The following is a 15,914-nucleotide window of genomic DNA, read 5'->3' as shown; positions in this document are numbered from 1 at the left end:
ATCCAGCAATTACAGATGGTTATGCATGCCTTTTGATACCCGTCGTCAGCCAGGGCTGGCAGCTTGAAAGTGGCTGTGCCAACCTCCGCCCCCTTTTGGCGAAGGCCATCCGTCGTCCGCCTCGGTGCGGATGGGCGGTGGCCCCTGGCGGAGGATCGATGACGCGGGCGCTGCTGCTTTTGCTCTGCCTGCTGGCCGCCATGCCGGCCCAGGCGCGGTTGAGCGGGTTGGGGGGCAATCTGCCGCATGCCGCGCACCAGCGCGACCTGGCGGAAATCCGCAAGAGCGGCGAGCTGCGCGTGCTGGTCAACCAGAGCCGCAACAGTTCAGGCGAAATCCGGGGCGAGGCCATCGGCGTCGAGTACCAGCGGCTGCGCGCCTTCGACCAGTACCTCAACCGCAACGCCCGCGACGGCCATGAGCTGCGCCTGAAGATCATCCCCAAGCCCAAGAACGAGTTGATCGCCGCGCTGCAGAAAGGTGAGGGCGACCTGGTCGCGCCGGGCGAACTGCTGGATGCCCACCCCGGCCTCGGTGTCAGCGCCAGCGCCGCGATCCGCAGCAACGTGGCGCTGGTGGTGGTCGGCAACCGCAAGAACCGGCACTACAAGCGGCTGGAAGAGATGTCCGGGCGCACTCTGACGCTGCCGGTGGGCAGCGCCGTCAGCGATGCCCTGCGCGAGGTCAACCAGAAGCTGAGCCAGCGCGGCAAGCCGCCGATCCTGGTGGAGTGGGCCGATCCGAGCCTGGCAGTGGAGGATGTGCTGGAGATGGTGCAGGCGGGCATCTACCCCTGGACCGCCGTCGAACTGCCCATCGCCGAGCGCTGGCAGAAGGTGATGCCTAGGCTGCGCATCGAGCGTCATCTGGTGGTGGGCAACGAGGGCAACATGAGCTGGTTCGTGCGCCGGGAGTCGCCGATGCTGCGGGCCCGCATCGACCGCTTCCTCGCCGAATACCGGACACCCGGCGACCAGGACTCGGCCTTCCAGCGTTTCTACCGGCGCTCCTACAAGGTTCGCAACCCCATGTCCTCGGCGGATCGCCAGCGCCTGGAGAAGGTACGCAGCGTGCTGCAGAAGCACGGCGAGAAGCAGGAGATGGACTGGCTGCACCTGGCCGCCGTGGCCTACAAGGAGTCCACCCTGAATCCGAGTGCCCGGGGCGCGTCGGGGGCCACCGGCCTGATGCAGATTACTCCGGCGGCGGCGCGCAGCGTCGGGGTCGGCAGCATCCAGAACCTGGAAAACAACGTGCAGGCGGCCACCCTCTACATGGCGCGGCTGCGCCGGGAGTTCTTCTCCAGCAGGCAGATCGCCGAGGAGGAGCGGATGGCCTTCGTGCTGGCCGCCTACAACCTGGGTCCGCAGCGGGTGCAGAGCCTGCGCGCGGAGGCGCGCCGTCGCGGGCTGAATCCCAACCGCTGGTTCTTCCAGGTGGAGCGAGTGGCGATGGAGCAGCTGGGCATGGGCGTGGTGAGCTATGTCAACAGCGTGAACAAGTACTACCTTGCCTATGATCGCGAGCGTCTGTCGCTCGAGCCTCGCAAGCAGAAGCTCAGCGCCAAGAAATAATCTGATTTATCGATTATGATGAGCGCAATATTGCGTTTTTCGTATTCGATTATTCGAATAGTATGTGCCTCACCCAACTAAACACCCCCTCAAGGAAATGGCGCACATGAACAAGCTGATCAAAACCCTGATGTCTTCCAACGCCGGCTACGGCATCACCCTGCTGCGCGTGGTCACTGGCCTGACCTTCGCGGCCCACGGCTCGCAGAAGCTGTTCGGCTGGTTCGGCGGCTACGGCCTGGAAGGCGTGGGCCAATGGATGGAAAGCATCGGCATCACCCCTGGCTACCTGATGGCGGCGATGGCCGGCAGCGCCGAGTTCTTCGGTGGCCTGGCGCTGGTGGTCGGTCTGCTGGTGCGCCCGGCGGGGGCGGTACTGGTGTTCACCATGGCCGTGGCTGCCGCGACGGTGCATTGGGCCAACGGTTTCTTCATCACCAACAACGGCTTCGAGTACGCCATGATCCTCGGCCTCATTGGCCTGGTGCTGGTCATAGAAGGCGCCGGCCGCTTCTCCCTCGACCGAGCCATCGCCCGCTGATCCGCGTCCGGAAACGAAAAGCCCCGCATCAAGCGGGGCTTTTTCGTTGGCTATGACCCATTGAGTCTTGTCGGAATAACCGTTGTGCGCCGTTGCCCCCCGTGGGAGCGGACTTGTCCGCGAATCTTTTCCGTCAGCCCCGTTCGCGGACAAGTCCGCTCCCACAAGGATTGAGCCCCTCAACAACAGTTAACTCAGGCATAGCCTTTTCGTTACGCGGAGAGGCTCAGACGATCACGCCCTGGCTGCGCAGGTAGTCGTCGTAGGTGCCGCTGAAGTCGGTCACGCCGTTTTCCGACAGCTCGATGATGCGGGTGGCCAGGGAGCTGACGAACTCGCGGTCGTGGCTGACGAAGATCAGCGTGCCCGGGTAGTTCTCCAGCGCCAGGTTGAGCGCCTCGATGGATTCCATGTCGAGGTGGTTGGTCGGTTCGTCCATCACCAGCACGTTGGGTCGCTTCAGGATCAGCTTGCCGAACAGCATGCGGCCCTGTTCGCCACCGGAGATGACCTTCACCGACTTCTTGATCTCGTCATTGCCGAACAGCATACGGCCGAGGGTGCCGCGCACCAGCTGCTCGCCACCCTGGGTCCACTGCGACATCCAGTCGAACAGGGTGTAGTCGTCTTCGAAGTCCTCGGCGTGGTCCTGGGCGAAGTAGCCCACGTCGGCGCTCTCGGTCCACTTCACCTCGCCGGAGAGCGGCGCCATCTCGCCGACCAGGGTGCGCAGCAGGGTGGTCTTGCCGATGCCGTTGGGGCCGATGATGGCCACGCGCTCGCCGGCCTCGATCTGCATCGAGAGGTTCTTGAACAGCGGCACGCCGTCGAAGCCCTGGCTGACCTTTTCCAGGGTCACCGCCTGGCGGTGCAGCTTCTTGTGCTGCTCGAAGCGGATGAACGGGCTGACGCGGCTGGACGGCTTGACCTCTTCCAGCTGGATCTTGTCGATCTGCTTGGCGCGGCTGGTGGCCTGCTTGGCCTTGGAGGCGTTGGCCGAGAAGCGGCTGACGAAGGTCTGCAGCTCGGCGATCTGTGCCTTCTTCTTGGCGTTGTCGGCCAGCAGGCGCTCGCGGGACTGTTCGGCGGCGGTCATGTACTCGTCGTAGTTGCCGGGGAACAGGCGCAGCTCGCCATAGTCCAGGTCGGCCATGTGGGTGCAGACCGAGTTCAGGAAGTGGCGGTCGTGGGAAATGATGATCATGGTGGAGTTGCGCGCGGTCAGCACGTCTTCCAGCCAGCGGATGGTGTTGATGTCCAGGTGGTTGGTCGGCTCGTCGAGCAGCAGCACTTCCGGGTCGGAAAACAGCGCCTGGGCCAGCAGTACGCGCAGCTTCCAGCCCGGGGCGACGGCGCTCATCGGGCCGAAGTGCTGTTCCAGCGGAATGCCCAGGCCGAGCAGCAGCTCGCCGGCGCGGGACTCGGCCGTGTAACCGTCGTATTCGGCGAACTCGACCTCCAGCTCGGCGACCTTCATGCCGTCGTCCTCGCTCATCTCCGGCAGGGCGTAGATACGGTCGCGCTCGGCCTTCACTTCCCACAGTTCGGCATGGCCCATGATCACGGTGTCGATCACCGAGAACTCCTCATAGGCGAACTGGTCCTGGCGCAGCTTGCCGAGGCGCACGTTGGGTTCGAGCATCACCTGGCCGGAGGAGGGTTCCAGCTCACCGCCTAGGATCTTCATGAGGGTCGACTTGCCGCAGCCGTTGGCACCGATCAGGCCATAGCGGTTGCCGTTGCCGAACTTGACGGAAACGTTCTCGAACAGCGGCTTGGGGCCGAACTGAATGGAGAGGTTGGCTGTTGAGATCACGGTGATGTCCTGCAGGCGAAGAGGAAGGAGAGGGGCTGGCGCTCCGAAGGGGGCGCATTGTAGTGGGATCGGCGTCGATCCGACAGGCTGGGCGCTTGGTGGTCCGATTCGGGCGCAAACGAAAACGCCGCTCGAACGAGCGGCGTTTCGTGAAATTGGAGCGGGAAACGAGACTCGAACTCGCGACCCCGACCTTGGCAAGGTCGTGCTCTACCAACTGAGCTATTCCCGCTTGGCGTCCCCTAGGGGACTCGAACCCCTGTTACCGCCGTGAAAGGGCGGTGTCCTAGGCCACTAGACGAAGGGGACGTGGCCCCGGAGCTTACAACAGCTTTCCGGTGTTTCAGGCCGATGTCGCCATCGACGCTGCAACTCTAATCAAAACGCCGCTCGTCGAGCGGCGCTTCGTGAAACTGGAGCGGGAAACGAGACTCGAACTCGCGACCCCGACCTTGGCAAGGTCGTGCTCTACCAACTGAGCTATTCCCGCATGGCGTCCCCTAGGGGACTCGAACCCCTGTTACCGCCGTGAAAGGGCGGTGTCCTAGGCCACTAGACGAAGGGGACGTGGCCAGGAGCTTGCAACAGCATCCCGACTTCCCGCGAATTCGCTTTCGCTAACTCGCTGAAAGTGGCGCGCATTCTATGGAGCCTGGCGAGGAGCGTCAACCCTCAATCAAAACTTTTTCTAAATCAACGACTTCGCGCCAGAAACTGACAAGCGACTATCAGCATGATGGCTAAGGCACTACACTCGGGCAATAAAGAAGTGCATCGGGAGGTTCCAGGTGTCCCCAGTCGTCATTACCGCGCTGGTAGTCGCCGGTATCGTGGTGCTGTTCATCATCGGTTACGTCAACCACATGGTGGAGAACAGCAAGCTGGAGAAGGCCAGGCTCAAGGCGGATTTCAACGACCGCATGCGTCGCAGCCGCGACGTGTCCGAGAGCATGCCGGGCCAGCTGATGACGCCCGCGCTGAAGCTGCTGCTCAGCCGCTTCGAGCTGCAGTTCGGCGAGCGCCTGCTGCAGTTGGACAAGCAGAACGCCAACCTGAAGAGCCGCCTGGCCGAGCTGCGCGAGCTGGTGGCCAAGAACGACGCCATCCCGGTCGGCAACCCGCCCCAGCAGATCCTGACCGAGGCCAAGGCCAAGGACGTGCGCTTCCTGCTCGAGAACCTTCACGGCCAGATCACCCGCGCCGCGCAGGAGCATCTGATTCCCGCCGCCGAAGGCAAGCAGTGGCTGGGCGAGATCCGCCACATGCTGGTGCAGCTGCATTTCGAGTTTTTCCGCAATTGCGGCCAGCAGTACATGCAGAAGGGGCAGCCCGGCCAGGCCCGCCTGTTCTTCGAGCGCGGCGTGCAGTACCTGCGCAAGCAGGGCGACCTGCCGCGCTACAAGACCCAGCTCAAGCAGCTGGAGGACCAGCTGGCCCGCGCCAATGCCGTGGTGCTGGAGAAGACCGTTCCCGAGGCCGATGAGGTCAACGAGCTGACCGAGGGGCTCAAGGGGCTGGAAGAAGACGACTGGAAGAAGAAGAACATCTACGACTGAGGCGCGCGGCTCGTAGATTGTCCAGAGCGGTGGTGCGCATGGCGCACCCTAGGATGTGAAAGGCCCGCCCGGGTTATGCCGGGCGGGCCTTTTTATTGGCTATGTCCCCGTTATGTGTTGTAGCGCCCTGATCCTTTCTGGGTCCCCGCCTGCGCGGGGATGACGAGGTAGGGTGGAGTTTCTTCCGAAACCGTCATTCCCGCGCAGGCGGGAATCCAGGGGCAGGTAGCTGCAACGTTCAGATAGAGGTGCTTGACCGCGCAACGGGTGAGTTAGCCACTTGCCGGCGTAACCCTCCGGCGGTGGCGCAGTCGATTGCGCCCCTACCGGCTTTCAAGCAGGCCGCTTCCGCAAGGTAGTTGTAGCGTCTGCAATGCGCAACGGGGTTTATTGGTTGAGTCAGTGCTTGGGGCTGTCCGGGGGCAGGGCCAGCAGCTGCTTTTCCTGGTTCCAGTCGAACGGTTCGCCGTTTTCCTCGGCTTCGAAGCGGCGCTCGTCCAGTCGCTGGTACAGGTCGATTTCCTCGTCCGGCATGAAGTGCAGGCAGTCGCCGCCGAAGAACCACAGCAGGTCGCGCGGCACCAGGTGGGCGATCTGCGGATAGCGGTGGAAGACCTGGCTGATGATGTCCTGGCCCAGGTACTGGCTGTTCTCGGGATCTTGCGGCAGTTGCACCAGCAGTTCGTCGAAGCGCTCGAGGAACAGGGCGTGGGTGTCGTCCTCCACCTGTTCGGCCTCGCCCAGGGCGACCAGGATGCCGCGCAGGTGGGCGAGCAGGGCGAGGTGGTGGTCGAGGTAGGCAGTGGCCATTCGGGCAGTCCTGTAGAACGAAAACGGGCGCGAAGTATAAGACTCCGCGCCCGCCATGTCCCTCGCGGCGACCCCGGCGCGTTCGCGCCAGGGCCGCCGGATCGCGATCCGCCTCAGCGGACCCGGTTTTCGCCGAGCTTCAGGTCCTCCTTGGCGAAGTCGTCCACGTCGATCACCTTGCGTCGCGCCGCCTCGGCCAGGCGCAGCTGCTCGGCTTCCTCGGCGGTCAGCTGCTGTTCGCGCAGGGCCGCGTCGATGTCATTCTCGCCGGGCTGCGGAAGCAGACCGGACTTGAGCGCCTTGTGCAGCTTGCGCTGGACCGGCGTGGCGGTGTCGAGCAGGTCGACCGCATGCTGCAGCGCGGCGACCGGGTCGTCCGCACCCTGCGGCCGGTAGCAGCCCTCCAGCACGCTCTCCAGGGCCAGGTCGCCACGCGGGCGGCCGAGGATGGCGGCGACTTCCGCGTCCAGCTCGTCGCTCGGCCCCTTGTGGCGGCGGCCCAGGGGGAACACCAGCACGCGCAGCAGGCCGCCGAACAGACGGTTGGGGAAGTTGCCGAGCAGCTCGTCCAGCGCCTGTTCGGCGAGGCCGAGATTTTCCTCCAGCGCCCAGATCAGCAGCGGTTGCAGGGCGTCCGGGTTGCCCAGGTCGTGGTAGCGCTTGAGCGCGGCGCTGCCCAGGTAGAGGTGGCTGAGCACATCGCCCAAGCGTGCGGAGATCCGCTCGCGGCGCTTCAGCTCGCCGCCCAGCAGCATCATGCTGCTGTCCGCCATCAGGGCGAAGGCGGCGGCCAGGCGGTTCAGCGCGCGGAAGTAGGGGCGGCTGAGGTTGTCGCCGGGCACGTTGCCGAAGCGGCTGAAGGTCAGCCCGTGGAGCAGGGCGCCCGCGGCGTTGCCTACGGCGAAGCCGACGTGACGCAGCAGCAGGTCATCGAACTCCAGCAGCGCCTGTTCGTAGTCCTCGCGTCCAGCCAGGGCCATTTCGTCAAGGACGAACGGATGGCAGCGGATGGCGCCCTGGCCGAAGATCATCAGGTTGCGCGAGAGGATGTTGGCGCCCTCGACCGTGATCGATACCGGGATGCTTTGCCAGGCGCGGGCCAGGTAGTTGTTCGGCCCCATGATGATGGCTTTGCCGCCGTGCACGTCCATGGCGTGGCCGATGCACTCGCGGCCGCGTTCGGTGAGGTGGTACTTGAGGATCGCCGACAGCACCGAGGGCTTCTCGCCCAGGTCCACGGCGGTGGCGGTCAGGGTCCGCGCGCTGTCCATCATCCAGGCGTTGCCGCCGATGCGCGCCAGTGCTTCCTGGATGCCTTCGAAGGCGGCCAGCGGCACGCCGAACTGTTCGCGCACGCGGCAGTACTGGCCACTGACCAGGCTCGACATCTTCGCCGCACCAGTGCCGCCGGCAGGCAGGGAGATGGAGCGGCCCACCGACAGGCAGTTCATCAGCATCATCCAGCCCTTACCGAGGTATTCCTGGCCGCCGATCAGGAAGCTCAGCGGCACGAACACGTCCTTGCCCGAGTTGGGGCCGTTCATGAAGGCAGCGCCGAGCGGCAGGTGGCGGCGGCCGATTTCCACGCCGGGGGTGTCGGTGGGGATCAGCGCCAGGCTGATGCCGAGTTCTTCCTTGTCGCCCAGCAGGTGGTCCGGGTCGTAGGCCTTGAAGGCCAGGCCGAGCAGGGTGGCGACCGGGCCCAGGGTGATGTAGCGCTTCTCCCAGTTCAGGCGCAGGCCGATCACTTCCTCACCGTCCCACTGGCCTTTGCAGACGATGCCGGTGTCCGGCATTGCACCGGCGTCGGAGCCGGCCAGCGGGCCGGTGAGGGCGAAGCAGGGGATTTCCTCGCCGCGGGCCAGGCGCGGCAGGTAGTGCTGGCGCTGTTCGTCGGTGCCGTAGTGCAGCAGCAGCTCGGCCGGGCCGAGGGAGTTGGGCACCATCACGGTGGAGGCGAGGTCGCCGGAGCGGGTCGACAGCTTCATCACCACCTGGGAGTGGGCGTAGGCGGAGAAGCCCTTGCCGCCGTATTCCTTGGGAATGATCAGGCCGAAGAAGCCGTTGCTCTTGATGTGCTGCCAGGCCTGCTCGGGCAGGTCCAGCTGCTGGCCGATCTCCCAGTCGCTGACCATGGCGCACAGTTCTTCCACCGGCCCCTCGATGAAGGCCCGCTCCTCGTCGCTCAGCCGGGCGGCGGGGTAGCTCAGCAGCACGTCCCAGTCCGGGCGGCCGCTGAACAGCTGGCCGTCCCACCACACGGTGCCGGCCTCAATGGCGTCGCGCTCGGTGGCGGACATCGGCGGCAGCACCTTCTGGAACCAGCCGAACAGCGGGCCGGTGATCAGCTTGCGGCGCAGCTCGGGCAGCGCCAGCGGGATGGCCACGCCGAGCCACAGCAGCCAGAGCAGCAGCTCCAGCCAGCCGGGGGCATCGCCGAACAGGCCGAGCAGGATCAGGTACGCGGCGACCAGGCCCATGGCGGGCAGGGCGGCCATGCGGGAATAAGCGAGATAGGCGACGCCGAACAGCAGAATCAGCAACCAGACAGCGAGCATGCGCAATCCTCCATGAGGCCGACCTTGGCGGCAAGGCCGGCGAGCTTGGCCGGATCGTCGTGCATCCGGCGCGATAGGTCTGGATAGACTGGGGCACGACCATCCCCGGGGAAACGCCATGCGCTCCAGTCTTCTACCCAGCCGCTTCGTGGATAGTGACCACCCTAGGGTAGTCGAGTTCGCAGAGCGTTCACGCGGCACCGGTTGCGACCTTCGCGCGCAGGCGGTGAATCTGTACTACGCGGTGCGCGACCAGATCCGCTACAACCCCTACGCCTTCAGCCTCGACCCGGAGACGCTCAAGGCCAGCCACGCGCTGGCTACGGGCGAGTCCTACTGCGTGCCCAAGGCCCTGCTGCTGGCGGCTTGCGCCCGGCACTGCGGGATACCGGCGCGCCTCGGCCTGGCGGATGTGCGCAATCACCTGTCCACGCCGCGCCTGCTGGAGATGCTGCGCAGCGAGGTGTTCGCCATGCATGGCTACGCTGAGCTGTTCATCGAGGGGCGATGGGTCAAGGCCACGCCGGCCTTCAATCAGGAGCTGTGCCGGGTGTTCCGGGTGGCGCCGCTGGAGTTCGATGGGCGCAGGGACAGCGTGTTCCACCCCTTCAACGCCGACGGCGAACGCTACATGGAGTATCTGCAGGATCACGGCCGCTTCGACGATCTGCCGCTGGAGCTGTTCTTCGGCCACCTGCGCCAGTGCTACCCGCACCTGTTCGAGGAGGGCGCGATGCCGCCGGGTGGCGACCTGCAGGCAGAGGCCGCCCATCAAGGCATTCGATAGTCATCATCAGCCTGGAGGGCTTCTTTCCCGCGCCGGCGACGGGCAGGCTAGCCTGCAACGAATGGTTGCAATTGCCCGCTGCGGGCCTTATCTACCTTCCTCCTCCCACAAGCCTTACCGGCCGAGTAGCTATCCCTCATGAGTTCCGCGCTGTCCATCCGGCAACTGACCAAGACCTACGACAACGGCTTCCAGGCCCTCAAGGGCATCGATCTCGATGTGGCCAAGGGCGATTTCTTCGCCCTGCTCGGCCCCAACGGCGCCGGCAAATCCACCACCATCGGCATTCTCTCCACCCTGGTGAACAAGAGCGGCGGGTCGGTGGAGGTGTTCGGCCACGACCTGGACCGTGACCCGTCCGGCCTCAAGCGCTGCCTCGGCGTGGTGCCGCAGGAGTTCAACTTCAGCCAGTTCGAGAAGGTCATCGACATCGTGGTGACCCAGGCCGGCTACTACGGCATCCCGCAGAAGATCGCGCGGGAGCGCGCCGAGCGCTACCTGACCCAGCTCGGCCTGTGGGAGAAACGCGACGAGGCCGCGCGCATGCTTTCCGGCGGCATGAAGCGGCGCCTGATGATCGCCCGCGCGCTGGTCCACGAGCCGCGCCTGCTGATCCTCGACGAGCCCACCGCCGGCGTGGACATCGAGCTGCGCCGCTCGATGTGGGGCTTCCTCTCCGAGCTGAACCAGAAGGGCATCACCATCATCCTCACCACCCACTACCTCGAGGAGGCGGAGCAGCTCTGCCGCCACATCGGCATCATCGACCACGGCCGCATCGTCGAGAACACCAGCATGAAGGCGCTGCTCAAGACCCTGCACGTGGAGACCTTCCTGCTCGACCTGAAGGACAACCTGCCGGCGACGCCGCGGCTGCAGGGCTACCCGGCGGCGCTGGTCGATGCGCACACCCTGGAGGTGCAGGTGGAGAAGAGCCTGGGCATCACCGGGCTGTTCCGCCAGCTGGCCGAGCAGAACATCGAGGTGATCAGCCTTCGCAACAAGAGCAACCGTCTCGAGGAACTGTTCGTGTCCCTGGTCGAGAACAACCTGGCGAAGGTGGCGAAATGAGTCCGGAACTCACCTCCAACTGGGTCGCCCTGCAGACCATCGTGCGCCGCGAAGTGCGGCGCTTCATGCGCATCTGGCCGCAGACCCTGCTGCCGCCGGCCATCACCATGGCGCTGTACTTCGTGATCTTCGGCCGCCTGATCGGCAGCCAGGTCGGCGGGGTGGGCGAGTATTCCTACATGGAGTTCATCGTGCCGGGGCTGATCATGATGTCGGTGATCACCAACTCCTACAGCAACGTGGTCTCCAGCTTCTTTTCCAGCAAGTTCCAGCGCAACGTCGAGGAGCTGCTGGTATCGCCGGTGTCGCCGCACACCATCCTGATCGGCTACACCATCGGCGGCGCCCTGCGCGGCCTGGCGGTGGCGCTGATCGTCACCTTGCTGTCGCTGTTCTTCACCCACCTGCAGGTGCATCACCTGGGCGTGACTGTGCTGGTGATCCTGCTTACCGCGATCACCTTCTCCCTGGGCGGCTTCATCAACGCGGTGTATGCGCGCAACTTCGACGACATCTCGATCATCCCGACCTTCGTGCTGACGCCGCTGACCTACCTGGGCGGGGTGTTCTACTCGATCAGCCTGCTGCCCCAGTTCTGGCAGCACGTGTCGCTGGCCAACCCGATCCTGCACATGGTCAACGCCTTCCGCTACGGCATCCTCGGCGTTTCCGACATCGACATCCGCATCGCCATCGGCATGATGCTGCTGGCCAGTGGCCTGCTCTACCTGTTCTGCATCCGCCTGCTGAAGAGCGGAAGGGGCATGCGCCAGTAAGCGCGACGGGAAACATGGCGTCATAGGCTGGCGCCATCTTTACCTGTCGCTGACAATCGCGCGACGGCAGAGCCGTTAGACTCTCCGACTAACTCGAATTCCAAGAGGATGTGGATGATGCGTCGCGTGCTGTGGCCCCTGGTGCTGGGCCTGCTCGGCAGTGGTCTGGTGCTGGCGGAGCAGAGGCCGCTGATGGAGGTGACGCAGCCCGAACGCACGCTGGTGCGCGACGAGCTGATCACCTTCGGTTCGCTGCGCTCGGATGAGTCCACCACGATCCGCCCGGAAGTGGAGGGCCGGGTCGCCACCCTGCATTTTCAGGAAGGGCAGGCGGTGAAGGCCGGCGACCTGCTGGTCGGCCTCGACGACGCCATCGCCCGCGCCGAACTGGCCCAGGCCCGGGCCAACCTCGACCTCGCCGAAAAGAACCATGCCCGGGCGCAGATGCTCTACAAGCGCGGCGCCAGCAACGCCCAGGCGCTGGACGAGGCCAGTTCCCAGCAGCAGGCGGCCCGCGCCAGCCTGGCCCTGGCCCAGGCCCGCCTGGACAAGGCCCAGATCCGCGCACCCTACGATGGCGTGCTTGGCCTGCGTCTGGTCAGCGTCGGCGACTATCTCAGCGCCGGCGACGACATCGTCAACCTGGAAGTACTGGACCCGCTCAAGGTGGACTTCCGCGTGCCGCAGAAGGCCGTCAGCCAGGTGCGTGTCGGCCAGTCGATCGAGCTGGCGCTGGACGCCTACCCCGGTGAGCGCTTCGCCGGCCGCATCATTGCCCTCAACCCGCGCCTCGACGAGGTCGGCCGCAGCCAGGCCATTCGTGCCCAGGTGGCCAACGACGACTTCCGGCTCAAGCCCGGCCAGTTCGTCAAGGTCTCGGTGATCCTCGCCGAGCGCCCCCAGGCCCTGGTGATCCCGGAGGAAGCGGTGATGCCGGTGGGCCGCGACCTGTTCGTCAACCTGGTGGTGGACGGCAAGGTCGAGCGTCGGCGCATCCGCATCGGCCAGCGCTTGCGCGGCCGGGCCGAGGTGGTGGAGGGGCTGCAGGGCGATGAAACGGTGATCAGCGCCGGCTGGCAGAAGGTCGATCCCGGCGACGAGGTACGCACCGTCGCGCGTGGGGAAGGCGCATGACCCTGTCCGACGTCTGCATCCGCCGGCCGGTGTTCGCCACCGTGCTGTCGCTGATCATCGTGCTGCTCGGCCTGCTGGCCTACCAGCGCCTGGCGGTGCGCGAGTACCCGAACATCGACGTGCCGATCGTCACGGTCAACGTCATCTACCCCGGCGCCAGCCCGGAAATCATGGAGTCCCAGGTCGCGCAGCCGATCGAGGACGTGCTCTCGGGCATCGAGGGGCTGGACTTCGTCAGCTCCATCAGCCGTTCGGAAAACACCCAGATCACCGCCCAGTTCCGCCTCGGCACCAGCTCCGACGAGGCGGCCAACGACGTGCGCGACCGCCTCGGCCGGGTGCGCACCCTGCTGCCGGACGAGATCAACGAGCCGATGGTGCAGAAGGTCGAGGCCGATGCCCAGCCGGTGATCTGGCTGGCCTTCTACAGCGAGCGGTTCTCCGCGATGGAGATCACCGACGTGCTGGAGCGGGTGGTGCAGGACCGCCTGCAGACCATTCCCGGCGTTTCCGAGGTGCAGATCCGCGGTGCGCGCACCTACGCCATGCGCATCTGGCTCGACCCGGAGAAGCTGGCCGCCCACGACCTGACCGTGCAGGACGTGGAGGACGCGCTGCGCCGGCAGAACGTGGAGATTCCCGCCGGGCGCATCGAGTCGGTGCAGCGTGAGTTCACCGTGCTGTCGGAGACGGACCTGAAGACGCCGGAGGAATTCAACGACCTGATCCTCGACGACTCGCGCGGCTACCTGCTGCGCCTGGCCGACGTGGGCCGGGCCGAGATCGGCGCGGCCGACGAGCGCACGGTGGTGCGCTTCAACGGCCGCTCGGCGGTGTCCCTGGGCCTGGTCAAGCAGGCCACGGCCAACCCGCTGGAGATTTCCGATGGCCTCAGCCAGGCGCTGCCGGAGGTCCGCGAGCTGTTGCCCGAAGGCATGGAAATGGCCATCGCCAACGACAACTCGCTGTTCATCCGCGAGTCGATCAAGAACGTCTACGCCACCATCTGGGAAGCGGTGGTGCTGGTCATCCTGATCATCTTCCTGTTCCTCCGCTCCCTGCGCGCGACCCTGATTCCCCTGGTCACCATCCCGGTGTCGCTGATCGGCGCCTGCGCGCTGATGGCGCTGATGGGCTTCACGGTCAACACCCTGACCCTGCTGGCGATGGTGCTGGCCATCGGCCTGGTGGTGGACGATGCCATCGTGGTGCTGGAGAACATCCACCGGCACATCGAGCAGGGCATGAAGCCTTTGCAGGCGGCCTTCGTCGGCAGCCGCGAGATCGCCTTCGCGGTGATCGCCATGACCCTGACCCTGGCCGCCGTGTATGCGCCGATCGGCTTCATGCAGGGCACCTCGGGCAAGCTGTTCACCGAGTTCGCCTGGACTCTGGCCGGCGCAGTGCTGGTGTCCGGCTTCGTCGCCCTGACCCTGTCACCGATGATGTGCGGCCATCTGCTCAAGGCCCATGTACCGCAGCAGAAGCACGGCCGCTTCTACAACATGGTGGAAGGCTTCCTCAACGGCCTGACCTACAACTACCGGCACCTGCTGGAGCGCACCCTGCGCGCCTGGTGGGCGGTGGTGGCGCTGCTGCTGGCCATCCTGGTGCTGTGCGCCTGGCTGTTCACCGGCCTGCGCAGCGAGCTGGCGCCGACCGAGGATACCGGCACCATCGTCGGCTCGATCAACGGCCCCGATGGCGCCACCGTCGGCTACACCAGCCGCTACGCCAAGCAGCTGGAGGCGGCCTATGCCTCGATTCCCGAGACCAACCGCTACATGGTGATCGTCGGCTTCCCCACCGTGGCCCAGGGGTTGTCGTTCATGAAACTGGAGGACTGGGACAAGCGCGAGCGCAGCCAATTCGAGATCCGCGACGAGCTGCTGCCCAAGCTGCAGGACATCCCCGGCGTGCGCGCCTTCCCGATCAACCGCCCGCCGCTGGGGCAGAGCGCGCGCAACCAGCCGGTGAACTTCGTCATCCGCTCCTCGCTGGAGTACGCCGAGCTGCAGCAGTACGTCGAGCAGCTGCTGTCCGCGGTACGCGGCTATCCCGGGCTGGAGAGCCTGGACACCGACCTCAAGCTGAACACGCCCCAGCTCAAGGTCACGGTCAACCGCGAGCAGGCGGTAGCGGTGGGCACGGACGTGGCCACCATCGGCCGCAGCATGGAAAGCCTGTTCGGCAGCCGCCAGGTGACCCGCTTCAAGCAGAACGGCGAGCAGTACGACGTGCTGGTGCAGCTGGCTGACGTGGACCGCAGCAACCCCGAGGACCTCAACCGCGTCTACGTGCGCGGCCGCAACGACAACATGGTGCAGCTCTCCAACCTGATCGAGGTGCACGAGACAGTGGCGCCGCGCGAACTCAACCACTTCAACCAGCTGCGCGCGGTCACGGTCAGCGCCAACGTCGGCTCCGGCTACACCCTGGGCGAGGCGCTGGATCATCTGGAGGAAAAGGCGCGGGCGATCTTCCCGCCGGACACCCAGTTCGACTACACCGGCATCTCGCGGGATTTCAAGGAGTCCAGCAGCGGCGTGGCGATGATCTTCGTGCTGGCCCTGCTGTTCATCTTCCTGGTGCTGGCGGCGCAGTTCGAGAGCTTCTTCGACCCGCTGATCATCCTGTTCAGCGTGCCGTTGTCGATGGCCGGCGCGCTGCTGGCGCTGAAGCTGTTCGGCGGCACGCTGAACATCTATTCCCAGGTGGGGCTGGTCACCCTGATCGGGTTGATCACCAAGCACGGCATCCTCATCGTCGAGTTCGCCAACCACCTGCTGCGCGAGGGCCGCGAGCTGGGCGAGGCGGTGCTGGAGGCCTCGGTGCAACGCCTGCGGCCGATCCTGATGACCACCGGCGCCATGGTCCTCGGCTCGCTGCCCCTGGCCGTCGCCTCGGGCGCCGGCGCCGAGAGCCGCCAGCAGATCGGCATGGTGATCGTCGGTGGTCTGGTGGTCGGCACCTTCTTCACCCTGTTCGTGGTGCCGACCCTGTACAGCCTGCTGCGCCGCTGGAGGCCGATCATGGTGGAGCCGGCGCAGGCCCTGTCCTAGGTGGCCCTACGCCCGGGTAATCGGGGGCAGGCTCTGTACGGGCAAGGCCAGTAGAACCCCCCTCGTCATTCCCGCGCAGGCGGGAACCCAGTTGCGGGGCAAGGCGGCGCGTCCTTGGGTCCCCGCCTGCGCGGGGACGACGGGAGGTGAGGGACGCGCAGAGTCGTGCTGCCCGCCCTGTGGTCGATCAAGCGTCGCGGAAGATGATGGCGGCTCTCTCCAGGGCCAC

11 protein-coding genes and 4 tRNA genes are annotated in these 15,914 nt (G+C 65.7%); 8 read left to right on the top strand and 7 right to left on the bottom strand.

Annotated features, from left to right (window positions below; translation table 11 throughout):
* Positions 1–158: 158 nt before the first annotated feature.
* Both N5D30_RS07005 and N5D30_RS07000 read left to right on the top strand, forming a co-directional pair.
* Positions 159–1,574: a transglycosylase SLT domain-containing protein gene (locus tag N5D30_RS07005; protein WP_279908322.1), complete on the top strand. Its 1,416-nt coding sequence runs from the start codon at positions 159–161 to the stop codon at positions 1,572–1,574.
* A gap of 106 nt (positions 1,575–1,680) precedes the next feature.
* The gene (locus N5D30_RS07000) at positions 1,681–2,115 is read left to right on the top strand and encodes a DoxX family protein (RefSeq protein ID WP_279902084.1); all 435 of its coding nucleotides are present in this window, start codon (positions 1,681–1,683) and stop codon (positions 2,113–2,115) included.
* Positions 2,116–2,341: 226 nt separating this feature from the next.
* Here the strand turns inward: N5D30_RS07000 and N5D30_RS06995 are convergent, their stop codons facing one another.
* The 5 genes from N5D30_RS06995 to N5D30_RS06975 form a co-directional block, all read right to left on the bottom strand.
* Positions 2,342–3,931 carry an ABC-F family ATPase gene (locus N5D30_RS06995; RefSeq protein ID WP_279908320.1) on the bottom strand — a complete coding sequence of 530 codons (1,590 nt, stop codon included), beginning with the start codon at positions 3,929–3,931 and terminating at the stop codon, positions 2,342–2,344.
* Between the two features lie 156 nt (positions 3,932–4,087).
* A tRNA-Gly gene (locus tag N5D30_RS06990) sits at positions 4,088–4,163 on the bottom strand.
* Between the two features lies 1 nt (position 4,164).
* Positions 4,165–4,240, bottom strand: a tRNA-Glu gene (locus tag N5D30_RS06985).
* A 105-nt stretch (positions 4,241–4,345) separates the two neighbouring features.
* Positions 4,346–4,421 (bottom strand) — tRNA-Gly (locus N5D30_RS06980).
* 1 nt (position 4,422) lies between these two features.
* Positions 4,423–4,498, bottom strand: a tRNA-Glu gene (locus N5D30_RS06975).
* A 221-nt stretch (positions 4,499–4,719) separates the two neighbouring features.
* On the opposite strand from N5D30_RS06975, the gene N5D30_RS06970 reads away from it, so the two are divergent.
* Positions 4,720–5,487 carry a hypothetical protein gene (locus N5D30_RS06970; RefSeq protein ID WP_220813205.1) on the top strand — a complete coding sequence of 256 codons (768 nt, stop codon included), beginning with the start codon at positions 4,720–4,722 and terminating at the stop codon, positions 5,485–5,487.
* A gap of 399 nt (positions 5,488–5,886) precedes the next feature.
* Here the strand turns inward: N5D30_RS06970 and N5D30_RS06965 are convergent, their stop codons facing one another.
* Positions 5,887–6,297, bottom strand: a complete 411-nt coding sequence (locus N5D30_RS06965; protein ID WP_279908319.1) for a PA2817 family protein — start codon at positions 6,295–6,297, stop codon at positions 5,887–5,889.
* 113 nt (positions 6,298–6,410) lie between these two features.
* Positions 6,411–8,855 (bottom strand): acyl-CoA dehydrogenase, encoded by a 2,445-nt coding sequence (locus tag N5D30_RS06960; protein ID WP_279908318.1) that lies wholly within the window; start codon positions 8,853–8,855, stop codon positions 6,411–6,413.
* 118 nt (positions 8,856–8,973) lie between these two features.
* On the opposite strand from N5D30_RS06960, the gene N5D30_RS06955 reads away from it, so the two are divergent.
* The 5 genes from N5D30_RS06955 to N5D30_RS06935 all read left to right on the top strand — a co-directional run bounded on the left by N5D30_RS06955 (position 8,974) and on the right by N5D30_RS06935 (position 15,685).
* Entirely contained in the window at positions 8,974–9,642 is a 669-nt protein-coding gene (locus tag N5D30_RS06955) for a transglutaminase family protein (RefSeq protein WP_279908317.1), read from the top strand.
* A 138-nt stretch (positions 9,643–9,780) separates the two neighbouring features.
* Positions 9,781–10,713, top strand: a complete 933-nt coding sequence (locus tag N5D30_RS06950; protein WP_279908316.1) for an ABC transporter ATP-binding protein — start codon at positions 9,781–9,783, stop codon at positions 10,711–10,713.
* On the top strand, positions 10,710–11,489 hold the full coding sequence (locus N5D30_RS06945) for an ABC transporter permease (protein ID WP_279908315.1): 780 nt from the start codon (positions 10,710–10,712) through the stop codon (positions 11,487–11,489). The genes N5D30_RS06950 and N5D30_RS06945 overlap by 4 nt, the downstream gene beginning before the upstream one ends.
* Before the next feature lie 108 nt (positions 11,490–11,597).
* Positions 11,598–12,623, top strand: coding sequence for an efflux RND transporter periplasmic adaptor subunit (locus tag N5D30_RS06940; protein ID WP_347881183.1), 1,026 nt, complete (start codon positions 11,598–11,600; stop codon positions 12,621–12,623).
* The gene (locus N5D30_RS06935) at positions 12,620–15,685 is read left to right on the top strand and encodes an efflux RND transporter permease subunit (protein ID WP_279908313.1); all 3,066 of its coding nucleotides are present in this window, start codon (positions 12,620–12,622) and stop codon (positions 15,683–15,685) included. Before N5D30_RS06940 ends, N5D30_RS06935 begins: the two co-directional genes overlap by 4 nt.
* Positions 15,686–15,914 lie beyond the last annotated feature (229 nt).

The organism is Pseudomonas sp. GD03875, from assembly GCF_029840585.1.
Taxonomy (GTDB): domain Bacteria; phylum Pseudomonadota; class Gammaproteobacteria; order Pseudomonadales; family Pseudomonadaceae; genus Aquipseudomonas; species Aquipseudomonas paralcaligenes.
This window is presented reverse-complemented; position numbering and strand designations above follow the sequence as displayed.